The sequence below is a fragment of the Bartonella sp. DGB1 genome, assembly GCF_041345015.1.
Taxonomy (GTDB): domain Bacteria; phylum Pseudomonadota; class Alphaproteobacteria; order Rhizobiales; family Rhizobiaceae; genus DGB1.
In genome coordinates this window covers 1271521-1286750 of record NZ_CP166769.1, presented here as the reverse complement: position 1 = coordinate 1286750, position 15230 = coordinate 1271521, and the positions used below count along the sequence as shown (strand labels likewise).

Here is a 15230-nt window from a genome sequence, read left to right as displayed (position 1 = left end):
ATAGCTGTTCCTTTATAACATAATTTTATAATTTTTGTTTAATTTTATCAATGCTAGGATAATATAAAATGATTGATAACAATGAGATTACTAAATTACCTGATCGTGAAACTATGAGTTTTGATGTAGTGATAGTGGGTGCTGGGCCAGCTGGTTTAAGTGCAGCTATAAGATTGAAGCAATTAGATTCTAATGTATCAGTGGTTGTGATTGAAAAAGGAGCAGAAGTATCTAGTCATATTATTTCTGGTGCTATTATGGATGTATCAGCGATATCAGAATTAATTGATAATTGGAAAAGTGATCCAGAAAGTCCCTTTCATACGGTAGTTACGGATGATAATCATATATTTTTAACTGCTAATAGAGCTGTAAAAATTCCTAAATGGCTTTATCCTAAAATATTTAAAAATAAAAATGGTTATATTATTTCATTAGGGCATTGCTGCCAATGGTTAGCAAAAATAGCAGAAAATTTAGGGGTGGAGATTTATCCTGGTTTTGCAGGCGCTGAATTGCTTTATGAAAATGATAAAGTAATAGGTGTGGCTACAGGTGATATGGGGCTAGATAAAGAAGGGCGATTTAACTCTAATTCTATCCGCGGCATGGCATTATTAGCAAAATATACTTTATTAGCTGAGGGTGCTAAAGGTTCTTTAACTAAACAAGTGATAAAAAAATTTGATTTAGATAAAAATGCACAAGTAGCTAAATATGCGTTAGCTTTTAAAGAAATTTGGAAAATAGATCAAAAATTTCATAATAAAGGTGAGGTTAATCATTATCTAGGTTGGCCTTTGAATGATAAAGCTGGAGGCGGATTTATTTATCATGCTAAAGATAATTTATTGTATGTGGGTTATGTAGTACATTTGGATTATAAGAATCCATATTTATCTCCTTTTAATGAGTTTCAAAAGTTTAAAACACACCCTAAAATAGTTAATATCTTACAAAATGCTAGTAGGGTTGCTTATGGAGCTCGTGTAGTTAATGAAGGTGGTTGGCAGTCGGTACCTAAAGTAACTTTTGCTGGTGGAGCTATTTTAGGTTGCAGTGCAGGTTTTATGAATAATTTGCGCTTAAAGGGCTCTCATAATGCTATTAGATCAGGTAAATTAGTAGCTGAAACTATAATAGAAGCTTTTAAGGAAAATAGAGAAAATGATGATCTAGTTAAATATAATGAGGGTTGGAAATTATCAGCTATTGGTAAAGAACTTTATCTAGTTCGTAATTTTAAACCATTGTTAGAAAAATTAGGAATAAAAACAGCGCTAATGCTAACAACCTTAGATATTTTTACGCAAAAATATTTAAAATTTTCATTTTTTGGAACTTTAAAACATAATAATAGTGATGCTAAGTCATTAGTAAAAGCTAATCAGGCAGAGATTATTAATTATACTAAAGCAGATGGTAAAATTACTTTTGATAGATTATCTTCAATTGCTTTAACTAATGTAAATTATTCTCCGCAACCAAATCATCTTAAAGTAAAAAATTATCAAATACAAAAATCTATTGAATATGGTGAATTTGCTGGACCTTCCACAAGATATTGTCCTGCTGCGGTATATGACTGGGTTAAACAAGATGATGAAATTAGCTATATTATTAATAGTGATAATTGTATACAATGTAAGACATGTGATATAAAAGATCCAACTAATAATATAGATTGGCAAGTTCCATATGGTGGTGATGGACCTTTGTATAAACAGATGTAAAATGTATATTAAAATTATTTTATTGCTGTTAACAGGGCTAATACCAATTAAAGCTACAGCTAATAATTTTAATAACGATAAAATTTTAATAGATTGCTTACTGGATTATCAAAAAAACAGAAAAAATATTAAAAATAATACAACCCTAGGTTGGTTAGATTTTGCTAAATCAATTTGTAAATTAAGGCATGATGGTATAAAAATAGATGATTTACCTGATAATATAATATTGCCTAAAGCTATTTCTCCAGAATTTAGTCATCTTCCTAAATCTATTGCTAGAACAAAAACCTGCAGTAAATTTTATCAACAAAATTTAAAACAGAATAATTTAGGTCAAATAAAATGGAATATGCATAATGGAGTAAGGGGATATCGCAGTATATGTTTACAAAGTTTAAAAGCTTATGAAAAGTTAGTTGATGTCAATTGAGGGGTAGACGAATGACTTTGTATAAGAAAATGAATAAAAAAAATAGGCACATAGTGCCTATTTTAAAATATATTTTATTAACTATTAAAATTTATAGCCAAAGGAAACAGAATATTTTAGATTATTCTGACCAACGTTATAAACTTTAAGATTATGATTTTGTTTTTTTCCGTCTTCATATGCTGCAATTGTACTATCGCCATTGCGTAAATATGCAACACCACCACTTAAGCTAAAGCCTTTGTGGAATTTATATTCAGCACTTACAGCTACTAACATATCTTTCCCTGCGTCCATACCAGCAAATAAATCAGCGGAGAATTTCTCAGAGAATTTATAACTGGCACCTACAGCACCATATATAGCACCATTCCAGTCGCCATAAGGTTCAACGCTTGTACGAGCTATAAATCCATTTTCGAAATCAACATTTATAGCTTTCCCTTTTTTATCTACATGATGGTAAACTTCGCCACCATTTTTATAGCCACCTTGTACCCAAGTCGTTAAACCATTGCTAAATTCAGTCGCTACTTTTGCTCTTAAAGTTGCACGGTACATATTTGGGTTAAAGGAAGTTACAGCAGCTACAGTTACTTTAGAAAGAGCAGAAGACTTAGAAAGTTCAAACGGCATTTCTGCGCCTACTACCAATATAGGTAATTTCCCTATAAAAGGATCTAATGTATCTTTCCCTGTGAAGCCTTTAACAGTATGGGTGTTTTTAGCGATTTTATATTTATCTTTATTATCTTTTGAATCTAAATCAATTACTGGTTTGGTTTGTCTTTCTAAAGAAACAACCGCTTTAAATCCATTATTTAAAGTAACCATATATTCTAAATGGCTAGTTTTAATACCATAATCATAGTTAGGGGAGTGAGCTGTTGTAGCATAAGGAATTAAGCTTGAGTAAGCAGAGCCAAAATAGCCAAAGGAGAATTTACCTACATTGGTATCAAAAGATACTTTTCCTTCTTTCAGAGCTATTTCTTTAGCTTTCATATTATCCCAAGAGCTACCAAGAGCTAATGTTCCTGTAACAGTACCCCAAGCTAGAGCAGAAGAACTTTCAAGCTTAATATTAGCATCGCCAGGTAATTCAGGCTTAAAATCAGCTTCGTTTAGCTTGCCTAGGTCACCACTAAATTTGTGATTGATTTTAGCGTTACCTGATAACTTTAAGCATGTTTTACTATCTGCATTATATACAGACAAAGATTTTTCTGTACATTTTTTTGCATCTAGTGCAGTAGCAGTTTTTATTGCCCATGGATTTTGTGTATTTTTATTATCCTCAGCTGCTGCTAGTGCCGGATTAGACATCAAACATATAGTAGCCACGGATAAAGTTAGAACTTTTTTTAACATAATAGCCTCTTACAGTTCATGCATTATCTATGCATAAGAGGTTACTACAGTAGTTGGTGCTAATGAAAGGTTTAATTATCTTTTTAGGTAATAAAATTGTGGATAATCATTATATATTGGTTTAAAATAAATATTTAATTTGCGCTAAAACCCCTAAAGAATGGGTGTCTTTGCCATATACTTCGATTATTCCATATTTTTCTTTATTAACCGTGGTTTCATCTCCCCAAGAGATATAATTTAATTCTGATAATAGAATTACATTATTAGATAATTTATAGGTAGCATTGACACCAGCTATTATTGTATTAATGCTATCTGCCCCAACCTGAGCATATAGTACTAATTTAGGAGTAGCTTGGTAAGACATCCCTAAATAACCATAAAAATGACCACCCCAGGCGCCATAAGCATCATATTTTAGCCTTTTTAAATATAAAGAGCCTTCTGGAATATCTTTTTTATCACTAGGATTAAAAGCTTCTCCATTTTCATTTACGAAAATATAAGAATCTTTACGGCTTTTAAAGCCACCTTGCACCCAAAATCCTATTAGTGGAGTTGCTTGCCAGTCAGCTCTTATGCGAGTAGCAAAGTCAAATGATTGGGGGGTAAAGGCTGTTACATTACTAAAACTAAACGGTTCATAGTTAGCTTTAGCAGCAATTACGACCGAGGGTAATTTATTTTTATTAGACCAATCTATATCGCTGATAGCTAAATTATTATAATCAAAAGCATTGATAGCATAATAAGGGGAGGTTAATGGAGAGATAGCAGTATTATTAGGAAGTTCAACTGAAATGGCCAACGATAGATCATTAGTATAATTAGTAGTATAACGAATTGCAGGTGTTGTACCTGCTAAGGCAAATGTTACATCATTGTTAAAAGTACCTCCGTAAGAAATCCAAGAATAAAATAAAGAATCAATATAACCTAACGTTATTTTATCTTGGTCATTAGGTAGATAAGAGATCGAAGCATAACGTAATCTAACTGGAGCAAACATTAAGTTATTTGCCCAGTCACTTCTAAATAATACATCACTAGTGAAGATACCAGAGTCAGTTTTGGAATGAGACTGTATCTGTAGATCGACTCTTCCGCTCGCGTAAAAGTCAGGATCTGGTAAGAATAAATAAGTTCTAGCAAGAGGCCCGGTTAGAGGGTATCCATAATTCCCCATACCAAATATAGATCCAGATATTTCTAAACAGTTATTATTATTAGCAAAAATATATGAGGATCTTACACCTGGTGTACAGGCCGGTGGACGAGGATCGTTGCGTTTTTTTTCTTGTGCGGCAAAGGCTGTAGAAGTTAATATACAGGACAATGCTGAAATATAAAAAATTGATTTAGTTAAAAAATTATTATTACCCATAAATCAAAACTCCTGTTTAGAGAAATATAAAAGGTAGGACCATAGGATAAAATGTAGGGGATGAATAAAAAATAGAAAGTTATTTAAAAATATTTGTTATTTTGGTTGAAATAAAAATAAAAAACTTGTATTTATAGATGATGTAATAAGTTGTGTCTTAATGCGGAGAGGTGGCCGAGTGGTCGAAGGCGCTCCCCTGCTAAGGGAGTAGGCTCCAAAAGGGTCTCATGGGTTCGAATCCCATCCCCTCCGCCATATTTTAAAAACATAGTAAAACAAACGATTTACAGAATATTTAAGCTTATTATACTGCTTTTTACACGACCTTTTACATTCAATGTATTAAAAGAATCTGTAAGAAGTTAAAAGAGTTATCTCCTATTAAATAATTTTTTATTCATTCCAAGTTATTATCTATAGTTGTTAAGAATTTTTGACCTCTATAAGATAAATAACAAATATTGATATTACAGACTTGTTTAACTAGCGTAATTGAGGTTTAAAGAATATGAAAAAATTTTAAACATAGAATCAGTATTTTTTAATTTTACGATCTAATAGTTGTAAAATCATTTTAGAAAGTTCTTATTATATTTTACTTTGGAGAATATAATAAGAGGATAGCCTTTAATATAGCCTTTAATTAAGAAGCACTACAGTTTAAATTAAAAGATGATTTTCTATTATATTTTTTAAGGTATCTTTGATAAAAGAAAAGACATATTAAAAATGATACAGCTTCTCCACTCAAAAAAAGCATAAGAATATTAGCTGCTGTATGTATATTAAATAACATAACAAACAATAATACTATTCCTACACTTATATTTGAAATATATGCTATTTTAGAGTTATTTTTAATATATCTAATACGATTAGATATATTTTTAGCTAGCAAATATAATAGAACAGTAAGAACACATATAATTACATTCCAAAAATATGTAATGTCACTAAATATTATCCAGCTAATTAATGGAGAAAAACTAATATAAAAACATATATATATAAAAATAGATATAGTAGAAATAGCTAAAAATTTTTTTTCATTGTTTATGTAGTTTACAGTAATAGAGGTGACTATTGCCATAGCAGTAACTTGTATGAAATTCAAAATATTAAAATATAAATAAAGTTTTGCAATTTCAGATTCAATCATTGTTCCAGAAAGAAGCCAGATCAAAATAGTCATTAACCCAACTGATATAATAGAGTTAAAAGATTCATTTATTCCAATAGAAATAAAACCTTTAAAATAAGAAAAGTTTAATTTGAGATATTCGATATATTTAATTAACGGTAGTATTGATAAAAATGCAGCAATAATTCTAGAAATTGTTAATGACCATACTATGGATAATAACGCATCATTAACCATTGTATAAAAAATAAAAATTAAAGCAACATTTATAGCGCTTGTTATTATATTAATAATAAAAACATAGCGAGCTTTTTGTATGGTTTCTAAAACAGTACAGTTACAACCGTAAATAGAAAGCGGTATAATTCCAAAAGCTAAAAAATTTATAGTTTTTAAGGTAATTAAATCCTGTGTATAAAAAGGACTAACAATATATAACAATATTGTAAGAATTATTCCCCAAATTATTGCAAAAGCCAAAATATTTAAATAATTTTTCAGCATTATTTTAATATCATTAGGATTTGATTTAATATTAATACCCACAAAAAAACGACTAGATGCTACAACAAAAACTTGCACTAATTGCCCGGCTACCAGTAAATATCCAGCACTTATTATATCAGTTTTATAGACGAAGGCTGAAATAAACAAAGCTAATAAAGAAAAAGATAGGCGACTATTTAACATAGGCACAGATTTTTTTAAAATATCTCTAGCAGAATATGATAAATTCATTATTTTCACCTTTCTTTGGTAATTTCTGCTAGTTTTAAGTTATACCAATATAAAATCTTAAGTATATAAACAACGAGATGATTTTCTATATAAAATAATTATATATTATAATAATATGCATATAGAATAAAATCCATATTAATATATAATGTTTAAAAACTTTTAATAAAACAAATGTAATCAAAAGCTATATTAGTTTCAGTGATAATTATGTATAGTTGTTACAGTGCTGTGGGGGAGTTTATGAAATTAGCTAAGGATACTGATTTAGTAAAGGAATTTTTATAGTTCTTTTAAGTGAACTTGGCGATAAGATTATAGAATAGCAGAGAGAAAAAATACCTTAGCTATTTTTAAGATTTTGTTATTCTGGGGTAAATAGTTTATTGTCAAAGCTATGTTAAGTAATAGATGGTATTATCACAATATTTGCTATGGTTATAGAGGGTCAAAGATTCTTAACAGCTATAGATATATTTTTGAATAGGTAAAAAAATTATTTAGCAGGGGGATAAGTTTTTCAGATTCTTTTGTATGATTTCAAGTGCATTAAGCTTAAAAGGGTGTGTAAAAAGCTAATATTATAATTTTAAATCTGCTATAAATCGTTGATATTCTTAGCTTTTTATGAAAATTATGGTAGCGGAGGAGGGACTTGAACCCCCGACACATGGATTATGATTCCACCGCTCTAACCAACTGAGCTACTCCGCCGTTTAGAATTAAATAATTCATTATCTTCTATAAAACTGCTGACATATTATGTCAAGTATTCTTATTAATTATTAAATTATTTTTATAGATATATATAGTGTAAAATAAATAATAATGTTATTATCCAGGTAGCTATATGAATTTCTTTATATTTACCAGTGGTTAATTTTAAACTAGTATAACTAATGAAGCCTATTGCTAACCCATCTGCAATAGAATACATAAATGGCATACATATAGCAGTTAAAATTGTTGGCATTATTTCTGTTAAATCTTCCCAATTTATTGACGTAATTTCTCTTACCATTAAAATAGCTACGTAGATTAATGCTGGAGCAGTCGCAAAAGTAGGTACCGCAGCGGCTAATGGTGAAAACCATAAGCATATTAAAAAACATATTGCTATAGTTAATGCTGTTAGACCAGTACGCCCTCCAGCTTGTACACCCGCAGCGCTTTCAATATAAGCCGTTGTGGAGCTTGTTCCTAAAATAGATCCTGATAAAATAGCTGTACTATCAGCAAAAAGTGCTTTATTTAAATTATCAGCCTTACCTTTTGCTAGTAAACCAGCTTTTTGGCTTACACCTATTAACGTACCAGTTGCATCAAACATTTCAACGATCGTAAATACTAAGATAATTTGTAATAATCCTAGTTCCAATATAGATTTTAAATCTAACTTAAAAAAAGTTGGTGCCAAACTAGGTGGATAATTGATAATACCATCTAGATGAGAATATCCTAACAATATTGATAATAAAGTAATTGTAAGTATACTAAATAAAATTGCGCCCTTAATTTTAAAATTTTCTAATATAACAATTAACATTAAGCCTAATGCTACTAATAATATTTCGGTGCTTAATAAGTTGCCTGCACTCATTATTATGTTAGGGTTAGCAGTAACTATTCCGGTAGTTTTGAATGCAGTTATCGCTAAAAATAAACCTATACCGGCTGTGATACCTTGACGTAATGATATAGGAATACCTTTGATTAGCCATTTACGCAAACCAAGAATGGTTAATAGTAAAAATACTATTCCTGAAACAAAAACAGCAGCTAGTGCTTGTTCCCATGTGTAGCCCATAGTTTTAACCACCGTAAAAGCGAAAAAACTATTTAGCCCCATGCCGGGGGCTAAACCAATAGGCCAATTGGCAACTAAAGCCATTAATGCTGTTCCTACTGCTGCAGCTAAACAAGTAGCAACAAATACAGCCCCTTGATCCATACCAGTAGCGTTATGTAATAAATTTGGATTGACAAAGATAATATAAGACATAGTCAAAAAAGTAGTTAGACCTGCTACAATTTCTGTCTTAATATTTGTGTTGTTGGCTTTTAGTTTAAAAATTTTTTCTAACATGGTAAATCTATGTTGTTGATATTATAAATTTTAATTTATCATGATAAATTTATATAAACTACTAAAATTATGCTTATTTTATTAGCCGCCTACTTATTTTATCAGCTAAGGAAGGGGTTTCAGTTTTAGTTTGAGAATAATTATCCACAAATGTTTCTATAATTTTTTTGTTTTGTAAGTCATTAGTAAGATATTCGGCTATTATTTCGGCTGCATAATCACTTATTTCATTTTTTACAGACGTTACATCGGTAAGACATGATGTTAATATATAAGAATTCGGTGCATTTTTTTGCGCTTTAGCTTTCATTTGTGAAATATTCTTTATTTTAAAGAATATATTTTGTTCTTTTAATGACAATATTTCGCGTTTTTGCTGTATTATTTCTGTTAAAGCCTTATTTATAATTGCTTCATCTGCTACAGTTCCTTTGATAAGATCTGCTATATAATTTTCATCATTTATTAGATATGATTTTATTTTATGGTAATCTTTTTCTAATAAAGCATATTGTGTTTTTAGATTATTAAATTGATGTAATTGTTCTTGGTTATGATTTAATGATATCTGTTGCAACATGGTTTTTTTATTAAGATTTTTATATCTTTTATTAATTTTATATAATTCTACTGCATGTTTTGCGCGCAAAGCATCATATTCTGCTTGAACTTCTGCTAATGAAAATGGGTGATAATTTTCCAGTTGTTGCTTGGCTAGATAAATTGCGCGATTCCAAAAAATCGGGGCAAGCAAAAAAACTATCAATAATGCAAAGCTAGCTCCTAATATAATAAAAATTATTGCTTGAATCATAATAACTCCGTATAATTTCTAGTATATAGGGTATATAAAAAAATTGTCTGTAGGAATTAATTAACTATTATAGTAAAATTTAGAAGGAATAATGCGGATGGATAAAAATATAAATTGGATGGAATTTTCTTCTTTATTAGCAGGTAAAATCTGTCATGATCTTATTTCTCCTATAAGTGCTACTAATAATGGAATAGAGTTATTAGAAGACATGCCTAATGATATAGAGGTAAAAGACCTTATTACAGAATCTGCTAAAATTGCACAAAAGAAATTACAATTTTTTAGATTGGCTTATGGAGCGGCACAGTCTTATGGAGCTGAGATAGCTCTAGCAATGTTAAAAAAACATGCAGAAGAATATTTTTGTAAGGAAAATGTTAAGTTAATATGGGATGAAAAAATGCCCTCAACATTATTATTGGTAGTTGGTAAAATTTTATATAATTTGTTATTAGTCGCAGCTAATTTTATGCCAAAAGGTGGAATTATTAAAATTATATATGGTTTTAAAGGTGAGTTAGAGTTACAGCTAAAATCAGATAAAATAGTGATACCGGATGCTTTTAAACAGATCTTTATTGAGAAAGATACACTTTACCCATTAAATCCTTGGTCTATAAATTATTATCATTTGTTGCTACTGCTTAATCAGCAAAATATGATATTAAACGCTAATGAGATTAACAATCAGACAATTTTAGTTAGTTATAAATAGATGTTTATTAAGTGACTTGTGCATCTTGTTGGCTAGTTTCAACAAGGGTATTTTGTTTTTGTGGATCTTTTAAGATATATCCTCTACCCCAAACGGTTTCTATATATGAGGTTCCATTTGAAAGTTCTTCTAATTTTTTTCTTAATTTACAGATGAATACATCTATAATTTTTAATTCTGGTTCATCCATACCACCATATAAGTGATTAAGAAACATTTCTTTGGTTAGGGTGGTGCCCTTTCTTAATGACAATAATTCTAGAATTTGATATTCTTTACTAGTGAGAGGTACAGTAATACCAGAAATATCCGCTGTTTTAGTGTCTAAGTTTAAAGTAAGATCACCAGTTTTAATCAAAGAGTGCGAATGTCCTCTAGTTCTTCTAATTATAGCGTGAATACGTGCGATAAGCTCATCTTTATCAAAAGGTTTAGTAAGATAATCATCTGCTCCAGATCCAAAGCCGCGAATTTTGCTATTGATGTGGTCTTCCCCGGATAAAATTAAAATAGGTGTTTCTATCTTAGCAGCACGTAAATTTTTTAATACTTCAAATCCTGATATATCTGGTAGGGTTAAATCTAATAAGATGAGGTCATAGTCGTATAATTTACCTAAATCTATTCCTTCTTCTCCCATATTGGTAACATAGATGTTAAAGTTAGCGTTTTTTAACATAAGAGTGATACTCTGTGCAATTGACCGATCATCTTCTATTAATAATATACGCATGTTTAATCCTTTTCACATTTATCGTTAACCTATTATTAGTATATAGTGAAAAATTTAAATGGTACAGATATAAAGTCAATAAATTTTTAAAATATGTGTTGAAATAATAAAAAAATAGCTGTAGAACCATAAGATGTTGCATTATTAAAATCAACCGCATTTGCCTTTGACGCATTTTGTGGAGCGAGATTATGGAATTAAAATTAAATAGTTTGGATTTAGCTTTAGAGCCGCACAACACACGCGTAGTAGTAGCTATGTCTGGAGGGGTGGATTCTTCTGTTGTGGCAGGTATCTTGAAACATGAAGGATATAATGTAATTGGTATAACATTACAATTATATGATCATGGGACTGCTACTCATCGAATAGGCTCATGTTGTGCCGGACAAGACATTGAAGATGCTAAAAAGGTATGTGAAAAATTAGACATACCTCATTATGTATTAAATTATGAAAAGAAATTTCAAGAATCTGTTATTAACCCTTTCGCGCAAAGTTATATAGATGGACAGACTCCAGTACCTTGTATTGCCTGTAATCAAACGGTAAAATTTTCTGATTTATTAAATACGGCTAAAGAATTAGGAGCAGATGTCTTAGCAACAGGACATTATGTAAAAACTAAAATTAATGGTAATAATAGATCGTTATTTCGTCCGTTAGATATTGATAAAGATCAAAGTTATTTTTTATTTGCAACCACTCAAGAACAATTGAATTTTTTGCGCTTTCCGTTAGGATATATTCCAAAAAGTAAAGTTCGAGAGATAGCTCAACAAATGGGGCTTGAGGTAGCAAAAAAACAGGATAGCCAAGATATATGTTTTGTACCACAAGGTAAATATACTGATATAATTGCTAACATGAAACCTAATGCTATTGTATCAGGAGATATCCGACATATTGATGGAAGAATTTTAGGAAAACATAATGGTATTATTCATTATACAATTGGGCAGCGTAGAGGATTAGGAATATCTACAGGAGATGCTTTATATGTAGTACATCTAGATCATAAGAATAATCGTGTGATAGTAGGACCATCTGAAGCCTTGAAAATTTATAAAATCTTTTTGCGAGATATAAATTGGTTAGGGGATGAACCTTTAGATGAATTAAAAGATAAAATTATTTCTGTCTATGCTAAAGTTAGATCTACACATAAACCTAAAAAAGCTAATTTACATTGTGATAGTGACGGTAAAATTTGGGTGGAATTTATCGAAGAAGAAAAAGGCATAGCACCAGGACAAGCTTGTGTGTTTTACTCTGACGATACTAATAACGCTAGAGTATATGGTGGTGGATTTATCTCACATACTAATTTACACCCTAAATTTGAAGCAGCTTTAGCTGAGTTATATAATAGATAAGACGCTCCCCCGTGAGCGCATATTATTAACTATAAATACTATCTAAAGTATTTAAAATAGGTTTAATAAAAGGTGATGTTACAGAATAATAAATAGTTTGTGCATCTTTACGTGTAGACACAAGTCTTAGTGCACGTAGTTTTGCTAAATGTTGTGATAAAGCAGATTGACTAAGTTTAACTTTTTGCGCTAAGGCCCCCACTGACATTTCTTCTTGTGATAAAACATATAGAATTTGTAAGCGTTTTTCATTAGCCATAGCTGTTAATAGTTGGCTTGCAGGTACCATATAATCATTATTGTGACATAAAATTTTCTCAGTTTCCATAATTTAGGCTCCGGTTGTAGTAAATAATTATTACTTAATAAAGGTGGTATAGATACGCTACGCAAATATTTATTATAATATTAAAATTAACGTATAAAATAATTTCCGTTATTATTTTAAAACTATTTTATAGGTTCTATATACATATATATTCTACTTTAATTAAAATTAAAGAAGCCGAACTAAAAAATTATGTTTTTTTAATGAAAAATTTATAAATGTGGATTGAGGAGTAAATTTTATTAGTTAGTGGTTTTTTTGAGACAATTTAATATATCTAATGGTGATATTTCTCCAATTAAGTTATCATTTTGCGTTACCGCAATAAGATCATTTTTATCGTTAAAGTAAGATAAAAGATCTTTGATAGGCGTATCAGCATGCACTCTAGTAGTATATTTGTTATTTGTTATTTGAATTGGTGTCATTACATCTTTTGCAGATAATATACTTAAGGGATTTAGGTTGGTAGAGAAATTTTTAACATATTGATTGATAGGATTAAATACGATATTTGCAGGTGTATCACATTGGATTAAATTACCATCTTTCATTATAGCAATCTTAGTACCTAATTTTACTGCTTCTTCAAGATCGTGTGAGACAAAAATTATTGTTTTAGATAATTTTTGTTGTAACAATTTTAGTTCGTCTTGTAAATGCGTTCTTATTAGTGGATCTAGAGCTGAAAATGGCTCATCCATAAGTAATATAGGTGCTTTTGTGGCTAACGCTCTGGCTAAACCAACTCTTTGTTGCATACCACCAGATAGTTCTGATACATGCCTGTCTTTATAATCGTTTAATCCTACTAATTCTAGATGTTCATTTATTATCTTAATTCGATCAGCTTTTTTAATACCTGCAATTTCTAGACCTAAGCTTATGTTTCCAGCAACATTTCTCCATGGCAATAAAGAAAATTGCTGAAATACCATAGAAATGAGATGGGTTCTCACATATTGTAATTTACTATCAGATATGGTGGTAAGGTTATATGATTTATTTTTGGTCTTTAATAATATATTTCCTCTAGAAGCAGGTATTAAGCGGGTGATAGCGCGTAAAAAAGTTGATTTACCTGAGCCTGATAGCCCCATTATTACTAGGGTTTCTCCTTCTTGTACTTCTAGATTGCAATTATATACGCCGATTACCGCGCCGGTTTTTTGTTTTATTTCTTGCCTAGCAAAACCTTTGTCAGCCATTCGCAAGGCTTTTTTTGTTTGTTGTTTATCGCCTAAAACTACAGATAAATTTTTTGTTGTTAATGTAATCATATTATTTCTTTGGTGGTTTTTGAAAACGAAATAGATAATCTAAAATAAGAGCTACTACTACTATTATTAAGCCAGCTTCAAATCCTAAGGATGCATTATATTGTTGTAAAGCACGATAGACGGGCACTCCGAGACCGTTGCCACCAACAGTAGCAGCTATAACTACCATTGACAATGAAAGCATGATAGTTTGAGTTAATGCTTCCCGCAATTGTGGGATAGCGTGTGGTAATTCAATTTTCCATAACAATTGACGTGAGCTAGTTCCAAATGATTTACCAGCTTCAATAAGATGAGAAGGAGTAGTAGCAATACCAATTTGCGTCAGTCTTATAGAGGTAGGTAGTACAAAAAAGATTGTAGCAATTAGCCCAGGTACCATGCCAATTCTAAAAAATATAATAGCTGGTATTAAATATACAAACGTTGGTAGTGTTTGCATCAGATTAAGGACTGGCTTTAACCATAAATAAAACTTTGGATGATGAGCACTGAATACCCCGATAGGGACTCCAATAGTCATACAGAATATACAAGACCATAGAATTAGAGAAATGGTTTGCATGGTTTCTAGCCAGTAACCTTGATTAATAATGAATAACATACCTAATGTGACGAAAATTACTAACATCCCGCGCCTATGCAATATAATATCAAGCAATGCAATGACTACAGTAATTAATATAATATATAAGGGGAAGGCGCTAGCAAAAAATCTAGTGTGGTTTGTAATAAATTATCTAAAATTACTCTTATAAAATTAAATATACCACTAAAATATGTACGTAGCCATTCCACAAATATAGCTATCGTATCGCCTACCGGTAGTTTATTCATTACTATTTACTCCATTTAGGTAAATGTTTTTTATTTAAACTTTTTGCCATTATCTAAATTTAAATTATTTTTTATTATATCTTTGGCGTTTTCTCCTTTAGTGGAGTATACATTTTTTAGCCATTTATCAAGCAACTGTTGATTTTTCTGTAGATAGTTTTTTATAGTTTTGAGAGGCGTGTTTTTATTGTTAATTACTTCATCTAGCCACTCATTTTCCATCTCTGTGGTAAAGGTTAATTGGCCAAGAAATTT

General features: G+C 30.3%; 12 protein-coding genes, 2 tRNA genes and 2 pseudogenes. 5 read left to right on the top strand and 11 right to left on the bottom strand.

All coding sequences use genetic code 11. From position 1 onward, the window contains the following. Nucleotides 1-68 precede the first annotated feature (68 nt). Together AB6T46_RS06440 and AB6T46_RS06435 are read left to right on the top strand one after the other, a co-directional pair. Entirely contained in the window at nt 69-1733 is a 1665-nt protein-coding gene (locus AB6T46_RS06440) for a 4Fe-4S dicluster domain-containing protein (protein WP_370931314.1), read from the top strand. Nucleotide 1734: 1 nt separating this feature from the next. After that, on the top strand, nt 1735-2166 hold the full coding sequence (locus AB6T46_RS06435; protein ID WP_370931313.1) for a hypothetical protein: 432 nt from the start codon (nt 1735-1737) through the stop codon (nt 2164-2166). Nucleotides 2167-2250: 84 nt separating this feature from the next. Here the strand turns inward: AB6T46_RS06435 and AB6T46_RS06430 are convergent, their stop codons facing one another. Together AB6T46_RS06430 and AB6T46_RS06425 are read right to left on the bottom strand one after the other, a co-directional pair. Then, nucleotides 2251-3537 carry a porin gene (locus AB6T46_RS06430; protein ID WP_370931312.1) on the bottom strand — a complete coding sequence of 429 codons (1287 nt, stop codon included), beginning with the start codon at nt 3535-3537 and terminating at the stop codon, nt 2251-2253. A gap of 121 nt (nt 3538-3658) precedes the next feature. After that, nucleotides 3659-4924, bottom strand: coding sequence for a porin (locus tag AB6T46_RS06425; RefSeq protein WP_370931311.1), 1266 nt, complete (start codon nt 4922-4924; stop codon nt 3659-3661). A gap of 164 nt (nt 4925-5088) precedes the next feature. On the opposite strand from AB6T46_RS06425, the gene AB6T46_RS06420 reads away from it, so the two are divergent. After that, nucleotides 5089-5179, top strand: a tRNA-Ser gene (locus AB6T46_RS06420). Between the two features lie 388 nt (nt 5180-5567). Here AB6T46_RS06420 and AB6T46_RS06415 read toward each other — a convergent pair. The 4 genes from AB6T46_RS06415 to AB6T46_RS06400 all read right to left on the bottom strand — a co-directional run bounded on the left by AB6T46_RS06415 (nt 5568) and on the right by AB6T46_RS06400 (nt 9703). After that, nucleotides 5568-6803: a hypothetical protein gene (locus tag AB6T46_RS06415; RefSeq protein WP_370931310.1), complete on the bottom strand. Its 1236-nt coding sequence runs from the start codon at nt 6801-6803 to the stop codon at nt 5568-5570. A gap of 637 nt (nt 6804-7440) precedes the next feature. Then, nucleotides 7441-7517 (bottom strand) — tRNA-Met (locus tag AB6T46_RS06410). Nucleotides 7518-7599: 82 nt separating this feature from the next. Next, the gene (locus AB6T46_RS06405) at nt 7600-8889 is read right to left on the bottom strand and encodes an NCS2 family permease (RefSeq protein WP_370931309.1); all 1290 of its coding nucleotides are present in this window, start codon (nt 8887-8889) and stop codon (nt 7600-7602) included. 73 nt (nt 8890-8962) lie between these two features. Then, nucleotides 8963-9703, bottom strand: a complete 741-nt coding sequence (locus tag AB6T46_RS06400; RefSeq protein WP_370931308.1) for a hypothetical protein — start codon at nt 9701-9703, stop codon at nt 8963-8965. 97 nt (nt 9704-9800) lie between these two features. Between AB6T46_RS06400 and AB6T46_RS06395 the strand changes: the two genes are divergently transcribed. Further along, nucleotides 9801-10421: a histidine phosphotransferase family protein gene (locus AB6T46_RS06395; RefSeq protein WP_370931307.1), complete on the top strand. Its 621-nt coding sequence runs from the start codon at nt 9801-9803 to the stop codon at nt 10419-10421. A 7-nt stretch (nt 10422-10428) separates the two neighbouring features. Here AB6T46_RS06395 and ctrA read toward each other — a convergent pair whose 3' ends face one another. Continuing rightward, the gene (gene ctrA, locus AB6T46_RS06390; RefSeq protein WP_370931306.1) at nt 10429-11154 is read right to left on the bottom strand and encodes a response regulator transcription factor CtrA; all 726 of its coding nucleotides are present in this window, start codon (nt 11152-11154) and stop codon (nt 10429-10431) included. A 191-nt stretch (nt 11155-11345) separates the two neighbouring features. Here ctrA and mnmA point away from each other — a divergent pair, with 191 nt between their 5' ends. Continuing rightward, nucleotides 11346-12530, top strand: a complete 1185-nt coding sequence (gene mnmA, locus AB6T46_RS06385; protein WP_370931305.1) for a tRNA 2-thiouridine(34) synthase MnmA — start codon at nt 11346-11348, stop codon at nt 12528-12530. Nucleotides 12531-12555: 25 nt separating this feature from the next. Here mnmA and AB6T46_RS06380 read toward each other — a convergent pair whose 3' ends face one another. From AB6T46_RS06380 to AB6T46_RS06365, 4 genes and pseudogenes are all read right to left on the bottom strand, one after another. Then, nucleotides 12556-12858 (bottom strand): ArsR/SmtB family transcription factor, encoded by a 303-nt coding sequence (locus tag AB6T46_RS06380; protein ID WP_370931304.1) that lies wholly within the window; start codon nt 12856-12858, stop codon nt 12556-12558. Between the two features lie 242 nt (nt 12859-13100). Next, nucleotides 13101-14138, bottom strand: coding sequence for an ATP-binding cassette domain-containing protein (locus AB6T46_RS06375; protein WP_370931303.1), 1038 nt, complete (start codon nt 14136-14138; stop codon nt 13101-13103). 1 nt (nt 14139) lies between these two features. Next, nucleotides 14140-14975: pseudogene (locus AB6T46_RS06370) on the bottom strand (ABC transporter permease subunit). A 30-nt stretch (nt 14976-15005) separates the two neighbouring features. Beyond that, nucleotides 15006-15227 (bottom strand): annotated as a pseudogene (locus AB6T46_RS06365) (hypothetical protein); the annotation flags it as partial. Nucleotides 15228-15230: the final 3 nt, after the last annotated feature.

What these genes read in the sequence shown, in the direction of transcription:
- AB6T46_RS06440 (WP_370931314.1), top strand. Translation starts at nt 69, where the DNA reads ATGATTGATAACAATGAGATTACTAAATTACCTGATCGTGAAACTATG.
- AB6T46_RS06435 (WP_370931313.1), top strand. Translation starts at nt 1,735, where the DNA reads ATGTATATTAAAATTATTTTATTGCTGTTAACAGGGCTAATACCAATT.
- AB6T46_RS06430 (WP_370931312.1), bottom strand. Translation starts at nt 3,537, where the DNA reads ATGTTAAAAAAAGTTCTAACTTTATCCGTGGCTACTATATGTTTGATG.
- AB6T46_RS06425 (WP_370931311.1), bottom strand. Translation starts at nt 4,924, where the DNA reads ATGGGTAATAATAATTTTTTAACTAAATCAATTTTTTATATTTCAGCA.
- AB6T46_RS06415 (WP_370931310.1), bottom strand. Translation starts at nt 6,803, where the DNA reads ATGAATTTATCATATTCTGCTAGAGATATTTTAAAAAAATCTGTGCCT.
- AB6T46_RS06405 (WP_370931309.1), bottom strand. Translation starts at nt 8,889, where the DNA reads ATGTTAGAAAAAATTTTTAAACTAAAAGCCAACAACACAAATATTAAG.
- AB6T46_RS06400 (WP_370931308.1), bottom strand. Translation starts at nt 9,703, where the DNA reads ATGATTCAAGCAATAATTTTTATTATATTAGGAGCTAGCTTTGCATTA.
- AB6T46_RS06395 (WP_370931307.1), top strand. Translation starts at nt 9,801, where the DNA reads ATGGATAAAAATATAAATTGGATGGAATTTTCTTCTTTATTAGCAGGT.
- ctrA (WP_370931306.1), bottom strand. Translation starts at nt 11,154, where the DNA reads ATGCGTATATTATTAATAGAAGATGATCGGTCAATTGCACAGAGTATC.
- mnmA (WP_370931305.1), top strand. Translation starts at nt 11,346, where the DNA reads ATGGAATTAAAATTAAATAGTTTGGATTTAGCTTTAGAGCCGCACAAC.
- AB6T46_RS06380 (WP_370931304.1), bottom strand. Translation starts at nt 12,858, where the DNA reads ATGGAAACTGAGAAAATTTTATGTCACAATAATGATTATATGGTACCT.
- AB6T46_RS06375 (WP_370931303.1), bottom strand. Translation starts at nt 14,138, where the DNA reads ATGATTACATTAACAACAAAAAATTTATCTGTAGTTTTAGGCGATAAA.